Raw genomic sequence first — 17013 nt, 5'->3', positions numbered from 1 at the left:
GCGCCCGCCACCGACGCACTCGCCGGCCGGCTCGCCGCCGCGCGACCAGGCGCCTTCGACGTCACCACCCTGCCCGACGCGGCGGCGGCCGACCGGGCGCTCCGCGACCGGGAGGTGTACGCCGCTTTCGTCGCCGGGCCGGAGGGGATCACCCTGCACACCGCCCCGGCGGCCAGCCCGACCGTCGCCGCGCTGCTGACCGAGGCGGCCGCCCAGCTCTCCGCCGGTCGGCCGGTGCCCGTGGTCCAGGTCGTCCCCGCCGACCCCGACGACCCGCGCGGCGCCGGCTTCGCCGCCGGGTTCCTGCCGCTCGCGCTGACCAGCATGCTCGCCGGGGCGCTGCTCACCCTCCTGGTCGCCCACCGGGGCGCCCGACTGCTCGGGCTGCTCGGCTACGCCGTCCTCGCCGGCCTGGTGGGCGCGGCGGTGCTGCACGGCTGGCTCGGCGTCCTCGACGGCGACCTCTGGCGGGAGGCGGGCGCGATCGGCCTCTTCGCGCTGGCCGCCGCCGGGACCGTCGCCGGCCTCGGGGCGCTGCTCGGCAACCCGGGGATCGGGCTCGGCGCGCTGCTGGTCTTCCTGGTCGGCAACCCGCTCTCCGCGGTCAGCGCCGCGCCGGAGCTGCTGCCCCAGCCCTGGGGCACGGTCGGGCAGTTCCTGCCGGTCGGTGCCGGCGGCACCCTGCTCCGTTCGACGGCCTTCTTCGACGGGGCCGGCGCGACCCGCTCGCTCGCGGTGCTGACCGGCTACGCGGTGGTCGGCCTCGTCCTGGTGCTGGTCGGGCGGTTCCGGTCAGCCGAGGTCGCCGGCCCGGTGGCGGACGAGCGGCGGCCGGCCGAGATCACGGTATGAGATCGCCCCGGCGGGCCGGCTACTACAAACCGTCGTTGGTAGGGGAGGATGGCCCGTGTGGAAGCTCTTCGGTTGGTACTTCGCTACGTCCATCTGATCGGGTTCGCGTTGCTCCTCGGCGGCGCGATCGCCCAGTACGTCACGGGGCGGCTGCGGATCAACGCCGCCATGCTCTGGGGCTCGGTGATCATGCTGCTGACCGGAATCGGTCTCAGCGCCCCGCTGCGCGAGGGTCCCGAGCCGGCGCCCGCCAAACTTGTTACCAAGTTGGTGCTCGCGCTGCTGATCTTTGTCATGGTCTTCTTCTCCCGTAAGCGGGAGTCGGTCAACCGGGGCCACTTCCTTGCCATCATCGGGTTGACCCTGGTCAACGCGGCGGTGGCGGTGTTCTGGCGGTAACGCCGCGAGCAGGGGAGACGCCACCGGGAAACGGACGTTCGCGACACCTCTCCGGAGGGCTGTCGGCACGGCGGGTGATCTGCCCCACGCAAGGGTTACGTAGGGGTAACAGGCACTCAACAGTCGTGCACGATTGGCGGCCGGTGGGCGGACGCGGGCGTACGCTCCCGTCCGTAACGTGGGACAGCCGGCGGCACCGTGCAAGCCGGCTTATGGGCTGCCACCGCACGTGGAGCGGTGAGCAATGGGAAGGAGACGTCTTGCGCTCTGTGCGTGGGATGCGGATCGCCTCCGCCTTCGTGGCGGGTGGGCTCGTGCTGGGCGCCGCCGCGTGTGGTGAGGCCCCCAAGAACAACAACAACGCCGGCGGCAACGGCGGCAAGAAGTTCAGCGCCTGCATGGTGACCGACGTCGGCGGCATCGACGACAAGTCCTTCAACACCTCGGCCTGGAAGGGCCTCCAGGAGGCGAAGAAGGAGAACGACAACATCGACATCAAGAACGTCCAGTCGAAGGCTGAGGCGGACTACGAGGTCAACCTGACCGGCTTCGTCAACCAGAAGTGCGACTTCATCCTGGCCGTCGGCGGCCTGATGTCCGACGCCACGAAGAAGGCCGCGCAGGCGAACCCGAACCAGCAGTTCGCCATCGTCGACTCGAACCCGGGTCTGGACAACATCTACCCGATGCAGTTCGACACAGCGCAGGCCGCGTTCCAGGCCGGCTACCTGGCCGCCGGGATGAGCAAGACCGGCAAGGTCGGCACCTACGGTGGTCTGCCGATCCCGCCGGTGACCATCTTCATGGACGGCTTCGCCGACGGCGTCGCGTACTACAACAAGGCCAAGGGCAAGAACGTCCAGGTCCTCGGTTGGGACAAGGCGGCCCAGAAGGGTTCCTTCACCAACGACTTCGTCAAGCAGGACGAGGGCAAGAAGGTCTCCGACACCCTGGTCGCCCAGGGCGCGGACATCATCATGCCGGTCGCCGGCGGCGCCGGCCTCGGCACCACCGCCGCGGCCCAGGCCTCGGGCGGCAAGTACTCGGTGATCTGGGTGGACGTCGACGGCTGCGAGAGCACCCCGAACTGCCCGGCGCTGGTCACCACCGTGGTCAAGAACATCCCGGACGCCGTCAAGGAGGCCGTGCTCAAGGCCGCCGGTGGCGAGAAGCTGCAGGCCAAGCCGGGCTTCGTGGGCACCCTGGCCAACAACGGCGTCTCCATCGCCCCGTACCACGAGTTCGACAGCAAGGTCCCGGCGGACCTCAAGGCCGAGGTCGAGAAGATCAAGGCTGACATCGCCGCCGGCACCATCACGGTCACCTCGAAGGCTCAGCCGACCAAGTGACCCATTCGCCGGCCGCCGCGGTGAGATCATCGGCAGCGGAGGCCGGCGGGCACCACGCATGACGATCCGGCCGCCTCGGCGAACGCGGGAACACCTCCCGCGCCGCCGGGGCGGCCGATCCGCTCCACCCCAAGGCCGGCCCAGCTCGGTGCCCGGCACGGCAGCTACGCTGCACCATCGCTCGCACTCCAGGAGGTTGCGCTGAGACTCGAACTGCGCGGCATCACCAAACGGTTCGGTGATCTGGTCGCCAACGACCACATCGATCTGACGGTGGAGCCTGGAGAGATCCACGCCCTGCTCGGCGAGAACGGTGCCGGCAAGTCGACCCTGATGAACGTGCTCTACGGGCTGTACCAGCCCGACGAGGGCGAGATCCTGGTCGACGGGAAGCCGCTGAAGCTGCGCGGCCCCTCCGACGCGATCGCGGCCGGGATCGGCATGGTGCACCAGCACTTCATGCTGGTACCGGTCTTCACCGTCGCCGAGAACGTCATGCTCGGCGCCGAGCAGGTCAAGGGCGGCATCGCCGGCTTCCTCGACCGCCGGCGCGCCCGGCGCGAGGTCGCCGAGGTCTCCGAGCGGTACAACCTGCGGGTCGACCCGGACGCGACGGTCGAGGACCTGCCGGTCGGCATCCAGCAGCGGGTGGAGATCGTCAAGGCGCTCACCCGCGACGTCGACCTGCTGATCCTGGACGAGCCGACCGCGGTGCTCACCCCGCAGGAGACCGAGGAACTGCTGACGGTCATGCGGTCGCTCAAGGCGGCCGGCAAGTCGATCGTCTTCATCACCCACAAGCTCGGCGAGGTCAAGGCGATCGCCGACCGGATCACCGTGATCCGGCGCGGGAAGACCGTCGGCACCGCCTCGCCGACCGCCAGCCGCGACGAGCTGGCCGCGCTGATGGTCGGCCGCAGCGTCCGGCTGACCGTGGAGAAGCAGCCGGGCACCCCGGGCAAGCCGATCCTCGAGGTCTCCGGCCTGGTCGTCGACGACGACCGGCAGATCCGCGCGGTCGACGGCGTCGACCTGACCGTGCACGCCGGCGAGGTGCTCGGCATCGCGGGCGTGCAGGGCAACGGGCAGACCGAACTGATCGAGGCGATCATGGGCCTGCGGCCGGTGCTCGCCGGCACGGTCACCCTCGACGGCCAGGCCGTGCACGGCTGGTCGACCAAGAAGGTGCTGCACGCCGGGGTCGGCTACGTGCCGGAGGACCGCAGCGTCGACGGCCTGGTCAAGGAGTTCTCCGTCGCGGAGAACCTGGTGCTGGACATCTACGACCGGCCGCCCTTCGGCCGGGGCCTCTCGCTCAAGCCGGACGCGATCGCGAAGTCGGCGAAGGAGCGGATCGAGCAGTTCGACATCCGTACCTCCTCGGCGGACGCGGCGGTCAGCACCCTCTCCGGCGGTAATCAGCAGAAGGTGATCGTGGCCCGGGAGCTCTCCCGGCCGCTGAAGCTGCTCATCGCCGCCCAGCCGACCCGGGGCGTCGACGTCGGCTCGATCGAGTTCATCCACAGTCGGGTGATCCGCGAGCGGGACATCGGCACCGCGGTCATGGTGGTCTCCAGCGAGCTGGACGAGGTGATCGGACTGGCCGACCGGATCGCGGTGATGTACCGCGGCCGGATCATCGGCATCGTCGGCCCGAACACCCCCCGCGAGGAGATCGGCCTGCTGATGGCCGGCATCACCCCGGACACGGCCGCCGGCGCCGGCTCGGCCGCGCCCGCTGGCGGCGCAGCCACCACGGCCGGCAGCACCAGCGGTACGGCCGGCGAGCCCGGCGCCGCGGCCCCGGCCCCCGAGGGCCCTGGTAACGAGGACGAGGCATGAGCGAGCGTCAGCGAGCGAATCATCAGTACAGCGCCATGGTGACTCGTGCCGGCGCCGAGCGCAGCGAGGTGGCGGCATGAGCTCCCCCAACCCGGTGTCGGGCTCCCCCGACAAGGAGCCGGCGACCGAGGCGCAGGCGGCGCAGAACGCGGTCGGCAACACCGACCGCGCGGCGACCGCCACCGCACCGAAGCAGCCCGAGCCGGAGCCCCGCCCCTCGCTGGGCCGGCTGTTCCTGGACAACCTCTGGGCGGCCAACACCGTCACCGTCACGGTGCTCGCGGTGCTGCTGGCGATGCTGGTCGGCGCCGTGCTGATCATCGTCTCCGACCCGGAGGTGCTGGCCACCTACGGCTACATCACCGCCCGCCCGGCCGACGCGATCAACTCAAGCTGGACGGTGGTCAGCGAGGCGTACGCCAACCTGTTCAAGGGCGCGATCTTCGACCCGGATGCCTCCGGCTTCCAGGCGGCGATGGGCCCGATCTCGGAGACGCTCACCTACACCGCGCCGCTGGCCTTCACCGGTCTCTCGGTCGCGCTCGCCTTCCGCGGCGGCCTGTTCAACATCGGCGCCCAGGGCCAGGCGACCATCGGCGTAATCCTCGCCGCCATCGCCGGTTTCGCCCTGCCGCTGCCCCCGGTGGTGCACCTGCTCGTCGCGCTGATCGCCGGTGCGGCCGGCGGCGCGCTCTGGGGCTTCGTCCCGGGCATCCTCAAGGCGCGGACCGGCGCCCACGAGGTGATCAACACGATCATGCTGAACTACGTCGCGGTCTACTTCCTGTCCTGGATCATCGTCCAGAACGGGGTGCAGAACCCGAACCGTTCCGACGCGATCAGCAAGCCCGTCGACGCCTCGGCCCAGCTGCCCCGGCTGCTCGGCGACAACCTGCGGGTGCACGCCGGCATCCTGCTCGCGGTGCTGGTCACCTGGTTCGTCGCCTGGCTGCTCAACCGCTCCACGCTCGGCTTCGAGCTGCGTGCCGTCGGCGCCAACCCGGACGCCGCGCGGACGGCGGGCATCAGCGTGACCCGGACGTACGTGCTGATCATGGTGGTCTCCGGTCTGCTCGCCGGGCTGGGCGGCGCCAACATGGTGCTCGGCTCCACGGCGAACGCGCTCACCCCGTTGGTGATCGCGCAGATCGGCTTCGACGGCATCCTGGTGGCGCTGCTCGGCCGGGTGAAGCCGTGGGGTGTGCTGCTGGCCGCGCTGCTCTTCGGCGCGCTCCAGGCCGGCGGCAACCGGATGCAGTCGTACTCGGGGATCTCGCTGGAGCTGGTCACCGTGCTCCAGGCCCTGATCGTCATCTTCATCGCCGCGCCGGCCCTGGTGAAGGCGATCTTCCAGCTCCGGGCCGCCCGCGCCGCCCGGCTGCAGACGAGCCTTGCGAAGGGCTGGTGAGCATGTCCACCACCGCTGTCCCTGACGTCGCCGTCGCCCCGGTCGACGAGGGCTTCTGGACGCGTACGCGCAAGACGGGCGCCGTCCTGCTGGCGCTGGGCGTGCTCGCCGCGGTGCTCTTCGGGGCGCTCGCCACCGGTCAGCAGGCCCGCTTCACGCTCAGCGAGACCGAGGGCGGGGCCGCGCTGGAGATCAACGGCACTGTCGGCGCGATCCTCTTCGGGGTCATCGCGGCCGCGGCCGGCGCTGCCCTGCTGGCCGGGGTGCCGAAGCGCTGGTTCACCCTGACGCTCGGCGTGGGGCTGGTCGCCTTCGTGCTGAGCTTCCTCTGCTGGCAGGTCTCCGCCGCCCCCGAGGGCCGGAACTTCATGCCGCTGGTCAACATCGTGCGCGGCACGTTCATCCTGGCCCTACCGCTGATCTTCGGTGCGCTCGCCGGGGTGCTCTGCGAGCGGACCGGCGTCGTCAACGTGGCGATCGAGGGCCAGCTGCTGATGGGTGCCTTCTCCGGGGCGCTCTTCGGCAGCATCTCCGGCAGCGTCTGGGTCGGGCTGGTCGCCGCCGCGATCGGCGGCGCGTTCATCTCGCTGCTGCTGGCGGTCTTCGCCATCCGCTACCTGGTCGACCAGGTCGTCATGGGCATCGTGCTGAACCTGCTGGCGGTCGGCGTCACCGGCTTCCTCTACGAGCGGCTGATGCAGACCGACGCGCAGAAGTACAACAGCGCGCCCCGGTTCGGCAACTGGGAGATCCCGCTGCTCAAGGACATCCCGGTGATCGGGCCGGCGCTGTTCCGCGGCAACATCTTCCTCTACCTCGGCCTGCTGCTGGTGCTGGTCATCCACATCGCGCTGTTCCGTACCAGGTGGGGCCTGCGGACCCGCTCGGTGGGCGAGCACCCCACCGCCGCCGACACCGTGGGCGTGAAGGTGCTGGGGCTGCGCTACCGCAACGTGATCATGGCCGGAATGGTGGCCGGCATCGGCGGCGCCTCCTACACGCTGGCGCTCTACTCGTTCACCAAGAACATGATCGGCGGTAAGGGCTTCATCGCCCTGGCCGCGCTGATCTTCGGCCGGTGGAGCCCGACCGGGGCGCTGCTCGCGGCGCTCTTCTTCGGCTTCGCCGACCAGCTCGCCACCTACCTGGGCGCGATCGGCAGCAGCATCCCCAGCCAGTTCCTGGCGATGCTGCCGTACCTGGCGACGATCCTGGCGGTGGCTGGCCTGGTCGGCCGGGTACGCGCACCTGCGGCGGACGGCAAGCCGTACATCAAGGGCTGACGGGGGTAAGCACGTGGACATCGACTGGGGGCGGCTGCGGGCCGCCGCCACCGAGGTGATGCGGCACGCGTACGTGCCGTACTCGAAGTTCCCGGTCGGGGCGGCCGCCCTGGTCGACGACGGCCGGGTGGTGGTCGGCTGCAACGTCGAGAACGCCGCGTACGGCGTGGTGCTCTGCGCCGAGTGCGGGGTGGTCTCCTCGCTGCACGCCACCGGCGGTGGCCGGCTTGTCGCGCTCTCCTGCGTCGACGCCACTGGCGAGCCGCTGATGCCGTGCGGCCGGTGCCGCCAGCTGCTCTGGGAGCAGGGCGGCCCGGAGTGCCTGATCGAGGCGAAGGGCGGCCCGCTGCGGATGGCGGAGCTGCTGCCGCACGCCTTCGACGTGCGGGACCTGGAGGCGGTGACCGCCGAGCAGCCGGTACCGGTGGTGCCGGACCGGCTCGCCGCCTGGCGCGGCCGGGGCACGGTCTTCGTGCACCCGGACCTCTCCGCCGGGCAGCAGGTCTGGACGGCGTACTGGGAGCGGTCGGCCGGGGACACCGAGGGCGCCGAGACCGGGGTGCTGGAGGAGGGCCCGACCTGGGACGACCCGGCCGAGGCGATCACCTGGGGGCTGGCCCGTACGCCCCGGGTGGTGGTGGTCGACGCCAGCGGCACCATCTTCTGGGCGGGTGAGGGCGAGCCTCCGATGGAGATCCCGACCCGCTGGTCGGATCGCTGACCCCTTCGGGTCGCGGCCGGCACCTGCAACGACGAAAAGGAACTCGACGATGAGTGCGTTCACGGCGGTTGACGTCATCCGGGCGAAGCGGGACGGGGGTGTGCTGAGCGACGCCCAGATCGACTGGGTGGTCGACGCGTACACCAAGGGGCTGGTGGCGGACGAGCAGATGTCGGCGCTGGCCATGGCGATCCTGCTGCGCGGGATGACCGGGCCGGAGATCGCCCTGTGGACCGCCGCGATGATCGCCAGCGGGGAGCGGCTGGACCTCTCCCCGGTGGCCCGGCCGACCGTGGACAAGCACTCCACCGGCGGCGTCGGTGACAAGATCACCCTCCCGCTCACCCCGCTGGTCGCCGCCTGCGGCGCCGCGGTGCCGCAGCTTTCCGGGCGCGGGCTCGGGCACACCGGCGGCACGCTGGACAAGCTGGAGTCGATCCCCGGCTGGCGGGCGGCGCTGAGCAATGACGAGTTCATCGCCCAGCTCCGGGACGTCGGCGCGGTGATCTGCGCGGCCGGCGAGGGGCTGGCCCCGGCCGACCGCAAGCTGTACGCGCTGCGCGACGTCACTGGCACCGTCGAGGCGATACCGCTGATCGCCAGCTCGATCATGAGCAAGAAGATCGCCGAGGGGACCGGCGCGCTGGTGCTCGATGTGAAGGTCGGCTCCGGGGCGTTCATGAAGTCCGTCGACGACGCCCGCGAGCTGGCCCGGACCATGGTCGAGCTGGGCGGTGCGCACGGCGTGAAGACGGTCGCCCTGCTCACCGACATGTCCACCCCGCTGGGCCGGGCCGTCGGCAACGCGGTCGAGGTGACCGAGTCGGTAGAGGTGCTGGCCGGGGGCGGTCCGGCCGACGTGGTGGAGCTGACCCTGGCCCTGGCCCGGGAAATGCTCGACGCGGCCGGGCTGCCGGACGCCGACCCGGCGGCGGCGCTGCGGGACGGCCGGGCGATGGACGCCTGGCGGAGGATGATCCGGGCGCAGGGCGGCGACCCGGACGCCCCGATGGCCACCGCAAACGAGGTCGAGGTGGTTTGCGCCGCCGAAGACGGCTACGTCGCCGGCGTCGACGCGTACGCGATCGGGGTGGCCGCCTGGCGGCTCGGTGCCGGGCGCGCCCGCAAGGAGGACCCGGTCAGCATCCCGGCCGGGGTCTTACTGCACAAGCGTCCGGGTGACCGGGTACGCGTCGGTGAGCCCCTCTACGAGCTGCGCGCCGAGCACGCGGTGCGGATCCCGCCGGCGCTGGCCGAGGCGGAGCGGGCGGTGCGGATCGCGCCGGACGAGCCGGCGGCGAGGCCGTTGGTCATCGAGCGGATCGGCTGATCAATTCCGGTCTGGCGGTGCCGTGGTGCTGGTGATCCGGAACCGCTATTCTCCCTGCGCAAGGGGGGGCAACCGGTGATCAGCCGATGTGAGCAGACAGGGACCTGAGCCGTGCGCGTAACCGCCCCCGACCCCCGGGCCGTCCGTGAGGCGAGCCTCGACGAGCTGTCCCGGCTGGGTCTGCCGCTGCCGCCGCGACAGTTCCCGCTGGTGTGGGAGCCGGGCGACGAGATCGAGCTGCGGCCCACTGCCGAGATCGAGGCGCGGATCGCGGTGCTGCACCTGATCCTGGCCCGCTGCTTCGGGATGCCGCCGCAGGCGGCGATGAGTTGGCTGCTCGAGTCGCGGCTGGTGGACATGGTGACGCCACCCGAGTGGCAGTTCGTGATGGGCGGCAAGGGCGACCACCGGTCGTTCGTGCTGCACCACGACGCGCTCTTCTCGCTGGCCTGGGTGCTGGGCCTGACCAAGGTGCTCGATCCGACCGTGCCGGTGGACCCGCGGCTGGTGGAACGGATGCCGAACATCGCCGCGGGGGAGACCTTCCCCCGGTGGCGGGCCCGGATCCTGGCTGCCCCGCAGCACCCCGCCGACGCGGCCGCCCTGCTCGACCTGCACTACTGCCTGGACTGGGCGTACCTGGAGACGGAGCGGGCCGGGCGGGCGCTGCCCGGGCTGGTGGACGCGAACGCCATCGGGCAGCGCCGGTGGGCGCTGGAGTGGGCGGTGATGCTCCGCGGGCCGTACCACGACGAGCCACCGGGCTGGGAAGAGGTCGACCTCTCCACCTGACCCGGTCAGCGCGGTCGGTGCACGCTGAGCCGGACCGCGAGCGTGACCGCGACCGGTTCGGGCAGGGCGGTGATCCGTTCGGCGAGCCGGGCCGGGTCGGTGTGCCAGGCGCTCGGGCCCATCCCGACCAGGGTGGCCACCTCGGAGCCGGTGAGCGCCAGCCGGGTCCGGTGCACCGTGCTCGACTCCTCGGTGAAGTGCCCGGCGAGGCTCCCGGCGACCCGGTCGGCCTTGGCCGGGTCGACCCTCAGCAGGTCGAGCGCGTCGACCAGTTCGGCGAGGTGGTCCTCGGCCGGGGTGACCACCAGCAGCGCGCCCGCCGGGTCGAGGACCCGGCGGAACTCCGCCCCGTTGCGCGGGGCGAAGACGTTCAGCAGGACGCTGGTGGAGGCGTCGGCCAGCGGGAGCCGTTGCCAGGTGTCGGCGAGCGCCGCTGCGGCGCGCGGGTGGGCCCGGGCCGCGCGGCGCAGTGCCGGCTTGGAGACGTCCAGGGCCAGGCCGACCGCGTCCGGCAGCGCCGCCAGCACCGCGGCGAGATACCAGCCGGTGCCCGCGCCGGCGTCTACGACCAGCGGGTACGTCTGCGTCGCGCGACCTTCGGTGGCGCCCTCGTCCGTCGAACCGGTGGCCGGGACCGGCGACTCGCCGTACACGATCCGGGTCGCGGCGGCGGCGAGGGCGGCGGCGATGGTGTCGTAGTGCCCGGCGGCGAGGAAGTCGGCGCGGGCGGCGACCATCTCGGCGGTGTCCCCGGCGTGCGGGGCGCGGCCGGCGAGCAGGTTGACGTAGCCCTGGCGGGCGATGTCGAAGCTGTGCCGGCGCGGGCAGCGCACCGCCCGCGCGGTGCCGGCGGTGGTCTCGGCGAGGGGCTCGCCGCAGACGGGGCAGCGCAGCCGGTCGAGGATGCGGCCGTCCACGTCAGGCGGCCGGATCGGCGGCGGTCGGGGCGGCGCGGCCGCGGTCCGGGCCGGCGAGGTGATCGACCACCCGGTGGCTCAGCGCGGCGAGCGCGTCCATCTCCTCGGGGGTGAGCAGGTCGATCAGGTGCCGCCGGACGGCGGCCACGTGACCGGGGGCGGCCGCCTCGATGGCCCGCCGACCGGCTGGGGTGAGCACCACGATGGAACCGCGGCCGTCCGACGGGCACTCCTCCCGGGTGACCAGGCCGCGTTGCTGCATCCGGGCGAGGTGGTGCGAGAGCCGGCTGCGGGACCAGAGCATCCGGTCGGCCAGCTCGCTGAGGCGCAGCCGTTGATCCGGCGTCTCCGAGAGGTCGGAGAGGACGTCGTAGTCCGGCTCGGAGAGACCGGCGTCCTGCATCAGCTCGCGGGCGAGCTCCAGGTCGAGCAGCCGGCGCATCCGCCGATAGCCGCGCCAGGCCCGGTCCTCCCGCTCGTCCAGCCAGCGTGGTGCGTCCATGCGCCGATCCTAACCCAGTCGTTGACATGTCATCCAACCCGTCCTAGTGTCGATGACATGTCAACTACGTCGCGTGCTCGGACGGTCCGGCTGCTGGTCGGTCTGGCACTCTTCGGCGCCAGCATCGCCCTGCTGGTCCGGGCGGACCTTGGGCTCGCGTCCTGGGACGTCCTGCACCAGGGCCTGGCCACCCGCTCCGCGTCGCCCTGCTGTTGGCCGGGATCCTGCTCAATGCGATGGCCACCGCCCTCTACCTCGGTGCCCGTCTCGGGCCCGGCCCGCGGGACGGGCTGATGACCGGCCTGGCCGCGCGCGGCCTGCCGATCCGCCGGGTGCGCACTCTGATCGAGTTGGGCGTGCTCGCCGTCGGCTGGCTCCTCGGCGGCACCGTCGGCCCTGGCACCCTCCGCTACGCGGTGAGCATCGGTCCGCTCGTCCACCACCTCATCCCCCGCCTCGCCTCGCCGGTCGCTGCCCGGCCCATCCCGACAGGAGTGACCCCGCCATGCCCCGCCTGAACGTGATCGTCGCCAGCACCCGCCCCGGCCGGATCGGCCGCCGGATCGGTGACTGGTTCCTGGAGACCGCCGTGCGGCATGCCGCGTTCGACGACGTACGCCTGGTCGACCTCGCGGAGGTCGGGCTTCCCTTCCACGACGAGCCGTACCACCCCTCGGAGGGGCGGTACGTGCACCGGCACACCCGGGAGTGGAGCGGCACGGTGGCGGCCGCCGACGCATTCGTCTTCGTCATGCCGGAGTACAACTACGGCTTCAGCGCCCCGCTGAAGAACGCGATCGACTACCTCTACGACGAGTGGCGCTACAAGCCGGTGGGCTTTGTCAGCTACGGCATGACCTCCGGCGGCCTGCGTGCGGTGCAGATGATCAAGCAGGTCGTCACCACGCTGATGATGGTGCCGGTCAACGATTCGGTGCCGGTCTTCCTGCGGCAGGCGCTGGACGACGACGGCGAGCTGACGCCGGACCCGGGACGGGAGGCTGCCGCCAAACTGATGCTGGACGAGGTCGCCCGGCTGGCCGCCGCGCTCGCCCCGCTGCGGGTGCCGGCGTGAGCGCCCGGCTGTGGGAGCTGTTCGGCGAGCGTGGGCGCGGGGTGCTGGTGACGCTGCGCCGGGACGGGCGGCCGCAGCTCTCGAACGTGGACTACCTGGCCGAGCCGGGGCTCATCCGCTGCTCCACCACCGCCGACCGGGCCAAGGTGCGCAACCTCCGGCGCGATCCCCGGGCCAGCTTCCACGTCAGCACCCCGGACGGTGGGGCGTACGCGGTGGCCGAGGGGATGGTGACGCTCACCCCGCCGGCTGCGGCCCCGGACGACGGCACCGTCGAGGAGCTGGTCGAGGTCTACCGGCGGATCCGGGGCGAGCACCCGGACTGGGCGGACTACCGGGCGACGATGGTCGCCGACGGCCGCCTGGTGATCCGCCTCGCGGTCGACCGGCTGTACGGCTGGCGGCCCTGAGCCGGGAACGGGCCAGTCCCGTCCCGCCGCTGCGCCGGTGACTAATGTCTGAGCATGGTCGCAATCTCGTACGAGGACATCGTCAAGGTCCCGAAGGCGCTGCTGCACGATCACCTCGACGGCGGTCTGCGGCCGGCGACGATCGTGGAGCTGGCCGCGGAGGTCGGCCACGAGCTGCCCACCACCGACCCGGAGGCGCTGGGTCGCTGGTTCGCGGAGGCGGCCAACTCCGGTTCGCTGGAGCGTTACCTCGAGACCTTCGCGCACACCGTGGCGGTCATGCAGACCGCGCCGGCGCTGCGTCGGGTCGCCCGCGAGTGCGCGCTGGACCTGGCCGCCGACGGGGTGGTGTACGCGGAGGTCCGGTTCGCCCCGGAGCAGCACCTGGAGCGGAACCTGACCCTGAACCAGGTGGTGGAGGCGGTCGTCGCCGGCTTCGTCGAGGGGAGTGAGCTGGCCGCCCAGGCCGGCACCCCGATCCGGGTCGGCACGCTGCTCACCGCGATGCGGCACGCCGCCCGCTCGCAGGAGATCGCCGAGCTGGCCGTCCGGCACCGGGACGCCGGGGTGGTCGGATTCGACATCGCCGGCGCGGAGGCGGGCTTCCCGCCCACCCGGCACCTGGACGCCTTCGAGTACCTCCAGCGGGAAAACTTCCACTTCACCATCCACGCCGGCGAGGCGTTCGGGCTGCCGTCGATCTGGCAGGCGATCCAGTGGTGCGGCGCTGACCGGCTGGGCCACGGAGTCCGGATCGTGGACGACATCACCCCGGGCGAGCCGCCGGCGCTCGGCCGGCTGGCCGCGTACGTCCGCGACAAGCGCATCCCGCTGGAACTCTGCCCCTCGTCCAACGTGCAGACCGGCGCCGCCCCCTCGATCGCCGAGCACCCCATCGGGCTGCTGCGCGACCTGCGCTTCCGGGTGACGGTGAACACCGACAACCGGCTGATGAGCGGGACGTCGATGTCGCGGGAGATGGCGCTGCTGGTGGAGGCCTTCGGCTACGGCTGGAAGGAGCTCCAGTGGTTCACGATCAACGCGATGAAGAGCGCCTTCATCCCGTTCGACGAGCGGCTGAGGATCATCGACGAGGTGATCAAGCCGGCGTACGCGAAGCTGATCGGCTGATCACGGCTGGTGCGGGTGGCCGGCGAGCAGGGCGGCCACCCGGTGCAGCACCTCCCGGGCCCGGGCCGCCTCGGCCCCGAGCCCGGTCTGCCGGCGCAGCACGGCCGGCTCGGCCCGCAGCAGGGTGACCCCGCGCCGAATCAGCACCCGGGGGGCCTTGCGCTGCTCGGCCAGATCGCGGGCGAGCCGGCGGAGGAAGGTCGCGCCGCGTGGCCGGCGCAGCGCGTACGCCCCGGCGAGCAGGCCCCGGCGGCGGCACGCCTCGACGATCTCGGCGGCGAAAATCCCTTCGGCGACGAAAAGTGGCGATCCGGCGAGATCGAATGGCCGCATGGCTACCCGACGGTCTGCGCCGATCGCATAAACCGGCACTTCGGCCTTGCCGAAACGGGCCAGTCGGGCAATGGTGTCCACCGCCGTCTCGGCGTCCCAGGACTGCGGGGACTCCCAATCCACCTGTCCGTTCCGATGCGGCAACGTAGGGTCATCGCCGTCCTTGTAGAAGTCGTCCAGGCAAAGAACCGGAAGTCCGGTTTGTAGCGCGATATAGGACTTTCCGGAGCCGGAGGGGCCGGCCAGCAAAACGACGCGGTGAGGGTGTTCCATTACTTTGAGTGACTCCGGACAGACGGATTGCTATCAAATTGCATCAACATCTCATCACACCTTCGGCGACGGACAACCTGGGCTTTCTCTTTGCGAGACGGCGTGATGGAATCTCGGAGGTCCGACCCGCCGGGTCGGTCGCTCGGCGTTGCCCAGTGCAACGCGCGGACGCTGTAATGCGAGGGCGGTGACGTGAGCAAACGACCAAAGACGGCGGGCTCCTTCCTGTCGCGTTTGCGCCGGCCGGCCAGCCGGCTCCGCGACATGCCGATCTGGTCCAAGCTCGGTCTGATCATGATCGTGCCGACCATCGCCACGGTCGTGGTGGGCACCAGTGGGCTGGTCGACCACCTGGAGACGCTCAACAATGCCAACCGGGCCGGCGACCTGGCCACCCTGATCGGCTACTCGGGCGACATGGTCGACAAGCTGCAGGACGAGCGGACGGCCGCCGTGCTGCTGCTGAATGCGGACAACCCGAAGGCCAAGTCCCAGTACACCGACGCGTACACCCAGGTGGGCCAGGAGGTCGACAAGGCGAAGGGGCGGTACTCGCAGCAGCGCGTTCAGCTGGACGAGCTGCCCCCCTCGCTGGAGAAGATCCTCGACGAGATCGACCAGAGCCTCACCGACCTGCCCGGCACCCGCAGCCAGGTCTTCAACGGCAAGATGTCGAGCAGCTTCGCGATCAAGGAGTACGAGGGCCTGATCAGCGACCTGCTGGAGGTCCGCGACTCGAGTACCCAGCTCGCCGGCGACAGCGACCTGAGCGACCGGATGCGCGCCGCCGCCGCCATCGCCCGCAGCAAGGAGTTCGTCTCCGAGCGCCGGGTGGTCGTGCACCGCGCACTTGCCGCCGGCAAGCTCAGCGAGGCCCTGCGCAAGGACTACATCCGCACCGGCACCGCTGAAGAGCAGGCGGATGAGGCCTTCAACGCCGTCGCCAACGGGTCCGAGAAGGAGCTCTACCAGCAGACCGTCGCCGGGGGCGACCTGCGCGAGGTGAAGTCCTACCAGGGCCAGATCGACGACAACGAGTCCGGGGAGCTGAAGCTTCTCTCCTTCGGCCCGGACCAGTGGGACGACGCGATGGTCGGCAACGCCAAGCTGATCCGTACCGTCGAGTCGAAGCTCGACGGCGACGTGGTCAAGCAGGCCGACAACCTCCGCTCGGACGTGCAGCGCCAGGTCTTCCTGGAGACCGGCCTGCTGCTGAGCATGCTGCTGCTGGCGATCCTGTTCGCGTACCTGGTCGCCCGGTCGATGGCCCGCTCGCTGCGCGACCTGCGCCAGGGTGCCCTCTCCGTCGCCCAGTACGGCCTGCCGCAGGCGGTGGCCCGACTGCGCGACCCGCAGGTGACCGGGCAGCTTTCCCCGGTGCAGCTGGCCAACCAGATCGCCGAACCGCTGCCGGTGCGGAGCAAGGACGAGTTCGGCCAGGTGACCGAGGCGTTCAACGCGGTCCACCTGGAGGCGGTCCGTACCGCCGCCGAGCAGGCCGCATTGCGCGCGTCCGTCGCGACGATGTTCGTCAACCTGGCCCGCCGCTCGCAGATCCTGGTCGACCGGCTGATCGGCCACCTGGACCGGCTGGAGCGCGGCGAGGAGGACCCGGACCGGCTCGCCGAGCTGTTCCAGCTCGACCACCTCGCCACCCGGATGCGCCGTAACGACGAGAACCTCCTGGTCCTCGCCGGCGCGGACTCCACCCGCGTGCAGCGCGAACCGGCCGCCCTGATCGACGTGCTTCGCGCCGCTCAGTCCGAGGTCGAGCACTACACCCGGATCGAGTTCGGCGTCATCGACCGGGACATCGAGGTCGCCGCGCACGCGGTCAACGACCTGGTGCACCTGGTCGCCGAGCTGTTCGACAACGCCACCGCCTTCTCCCCGCCGGACTCGCACGTCATGGTCGAGGCCCGACGGGTGGGCGACCGGGCGTCGCTCTACGTCGAGGACCGGGGCATCGGCATCGGTTTCGAGCAGTTGCGCGAGCTCAACGAGCGACTTGCCACGCCGCCGCAGGTGGACGTGGCGGTCTCCCGGATGATGGGCCTGGTCGTGGTCGCCCGGCTGGCCGCCCGACACGGCGTGAAGGTCGAGCTGCGGCCGGGCGCCGACCGCGGCACGGTCGCCGACGTCACCCTGCCCACCTCGGTCCTGGTGCCGCGGGCCCTCTCCGGTCGCGGGCAGCAGGCCCGGGCCCTCCCGCCGGCGACGACCGGCCCGCAGCCGATCGGTCCGGCGCCGGCCTTCGGCGCCTTGGCGGCCCTCGGCAACGGCCCGGCCACCCCGGCGCCGCGCCCCGGCGACTCCGGTAACCAGATGGCCCTCGGCGGTCGGCCCTTCGACCCCGCCTCGCCCAACGGCGCGGGCACCCCGGCCTCGGCCGGCTC

16 protein-coding genes and 1 pseudogene are annotated in these 17013 nt (G+C 71.6%); 14 read left to right on the top strand and 3 right to left on the bottom strand.

Translation table 11 applies throughout. The annotated features are described in order from the left end of the window. The 9 genes from DKL51_RS19525 to DKL51_RS19485 all read left to right on the top strand — a co-directional run. The coding region (locus tag DKL51_RS19525) for a hypothetical protein (RefSeq protein WP_124812348.1) at window positions 1–852 on the top strand (852 nt) is incomplete at its 5' end. 57 nt (window positions 853–909) lie between these two features. Beyond that, the gene (locus DKL51_RS19520; RefSeq protein ID WP_109943332.1) at window positions 910–1251 is read left to right on the top strand and encodes a hypothetical protein; all 342 of its coding nucleotides are present in this window, start codon (window positions 910–912) and stop codon (window positions 1249–1251) included. Between the two features lie 278 nt (window positions 1252–1529). Beyond that, window positions 1530–2600: a BMP family lipoprotein gene (locus DKL51_RS19515; protein ID WP_109943333.1), complete on the top strand. Its 1071-nt coding sequence runs from the start codon at window positions 1530–1532 to the stop codon at window positions 2598–2600. Window positions 2601–2801: 201 nt separating this feature from the next. Beyond that, window positions 2802–4442 (top strand): ABC transporter ATP-binding protein, encoded by a 1641-nt coding sequence (locus tag DKL51_RS19510; protein WP_185734853.1) that lies wholly within the window; start codon window positions 2802–2804, stop codon window positions 4440–4442. 76 nt (window positions 4443–4518) lie between these two features. Then, window positions 4519–5850, top strand: a complete 1332-nt coding sequence (locus DKL51_RS19505; RefSeq protein WP_109943335.1) for an ABC transporter permease — start codon at window positions 4519–4521, stop codon at window positions 5848–5850. A gap of 2 nt (window positions 5851–5852) precedes the next feature. Then, window positions 5853–7133, top strand: a complete 1281-nt coding sequence (locus DKL51_RS19500) for an ABC transporter permease (protein ID WP_109943336.1) — start codon at window positions 5853–5855, stop codon at window positions 7131–7133. 13 nt (window positions 7134–7146) lie between these two features. Then, entirely contained in the window at window positions 7147–7854 is a 708-nt protein-coding gene (locus tag DKL51_RS19495; protein ID WP_109943337.1) for a cytidine deaminase, read from the top strand. 49 nt (window positions 7855–7903) lie between these two features. After that, window positions 7904–9184: a thymidine phosphorylase gene (locus DKL51_RS19490; protein ID WP_124812347.1), complete on the top strand. Its 1281-nt coding sequence runs from the start codon at window positions 7904–7906 to the stop codon at window positions 9182–9184. Between the two features lie 111 nt (window positions 9185–9295). After that, complete coding sequence (locus DKL51_RS19485; protein ID WP_109943339.1) at window positions 9296–9976, top strand: DUF4272 domain-containing protein; 681 nt, start codon at window positions 9296–9298, stop codon at window positions 9974–9976. Between the two features lie 5 nt (window positions 9977–9981). Here the strand turns inward: DKL51_RS19485 and DKL51_RS19480 are convergent, their stop codons facing one another. After that, window positions 9982–10893 carry a putative RNA methyltransferase gene (locus DKL51_RS19480; protein WP_109943340.1) on the bottom strand — a complete coding sequence of 304 codons (912 nt, stop codon included), beginning with the start codon at window positions 10891–10893 and terminating at the stop codon, window positions 9982–9984. A 1-nt stretch (window position 10894) separates the two neighbouring features. After that, a complete protein-coding gene (locus DKL51_RS19475) occupies window positions 10895–11395 on the bottom strand; it encodes a MarR family winged helix-turn-helix transcriptional regulator (protein ID WP_109943341.1) in 501 nt (166 codons plus the stop codon). A 57-nt stretch (window positions 11396–11452) separates the two neighbouring features. Between DKL51_RS19475 and DKL51_RS19470 the strand changes: the two are divergent. The 4 genes and pseudogenes from DKL51_RS19470 (at window position 11453) to DKL51_RS19455 (ending at window position 14011) form a co-directional block, all read left to right on the top strand. After that, window positions 11453–11913, top strand: a pseudogene (locus DKL51_RS19470) (YczE/YyaS/YitT family protein). Beyond that, on the top strand, window positions 11901–12470 hold the full coding sequence (locus tag DKL51_RS19465) for an NADPH-dependent FMN reductase (protein ID WP_109943342.1): 570 nt from the start codon (window positions 11901–11903) through the stop codon (window positions 12468–12470). The pseudogene DKL51_RS19470 and the gene DKL51_RS19465 overlap by 13 nt, the downstream one beginning before the upstream one ends. After that, window positions 12467–12880 (top strand): PPOX class F420-dependent oxidoreductase, encoded by a 414-nt coding sequence (locus DKL51_RS19460; RefSeq protein WP_109943343.1) that lies wholly within the window; start codon window positions 12467–12469, stop codon window positions 12878–12880. The genes DKL51_RS19465 and DKL51_RS19460 overlap by 4 nt, the downstream gene beginning before the upstream one ends. Before the next feature lie 54 nt (window positions 12881–12934). After that, on the top strand, window positions 12935–14011 hold the full coding sequence (locus tag DKL51_RS19455; RefSeq protein WP_109943344.1) for an adenosine deaminase: 1077 nt from the start codon (window positions 12935–12937) through the stop codon (window positions 14009–14011). Here DKL51_RS19455 and DKL51_RS19450 read toward each other — a convergent pair whose 3' ends face one another. Continuing rightward, window positions 14012–14467 carry an ATP-binding protein gene (locus DKL51_RS19450; RefSeq protein ID WP_243420639.1) on the bottom strand — a complete coding sequence of 152 codons (456 nt, stop codon included), beginning with the start codon at window positions 14465–14467 and terminating at the stop codon, window positions 14012–14014. Between the two features lie 342 nt (window positions 14468–14809). On the opposite strand from DKL51_RS19450, the gene DKL51_RS19445 reads away from it, so the two are divergent. Further along, window positions 14810–17013 (top strand): sensor histidine kinase (locus tag DKL51_RS19445; protein ID WP_124812346.1); only part of this gene is annotated, 2204 nt, incomplete at its 3' end.

Source organism: Micromonospora globispora, from assembly GCF_003857015.1.
Classification (GTDB): Bacteria; Actinomycetota; Actinomycetes; order Mycobacteriales; family Micromonosporaceae; genus Micromonospora; species Micromonospora globispora.
The sequence above is the reverse complement of the archived record's forward strand: the minus strand, read 5'-3'. Positions and strand labels throughout refer to the sequence as shown.

What these genes read in the sequence shown, in the direction of transcription:
- DKL51_RS19490 (WP_124812347.1), top strand. Translation starts at nt 7,904, where the DNA reads ATGAGTGCGTTCACGGCGGTTGACGTCATCCGGGCGAAGCGGGACGGG.
- DKL51_RS19455 (WP_109943344.1), top strand. Translation starts at nt 12,935, where the DNA reads ATGGTCGCAATCTCGTACGAGGACATCGTCAAGGTCCCGAAGGCGCTG.
- DKL51_RS19500 (WP_109943336.1), top strand. Translation starts at nt 5,853, where the DNA reads ATGTCCACCACCGCTGTCCCTGACGTCGCCGTCGCCCCGGTCGACGAG.
- DKL51_RS19515 (WP_109943333.1), top strand. Translation starts at nt 1,530, where the DNA reads ATGCGGATCGCCTCCGCCTTCGTGGCGGGTGGGCTCGTGCTGGGCGCC.
- DKL51_RS19505 (WP_109943335.1), top strand. Translation starts at nt 4,519, where the DNA reads ATGAGCTCCCCCAACCCGGTGTCGGGCTCCCCCGACAAGGAGCCGGCG.
- DKL51_RS19475 (WP_109943341.1), bottom strand. Translation starts at nt 11,395, where the DNA reads ATGGACGCACCACGCTGGCTGGACGAGCGGGAGGACCGGGCCTGGCGC.
- DKL51_RS19465 (WP_109943342.1), top strand. Translation starts at nt 11,901, where the DNA reads ATGCCCCGCCTGAACGTGATCGTCGCCAGCACCCGCCCCGGCCGGATC.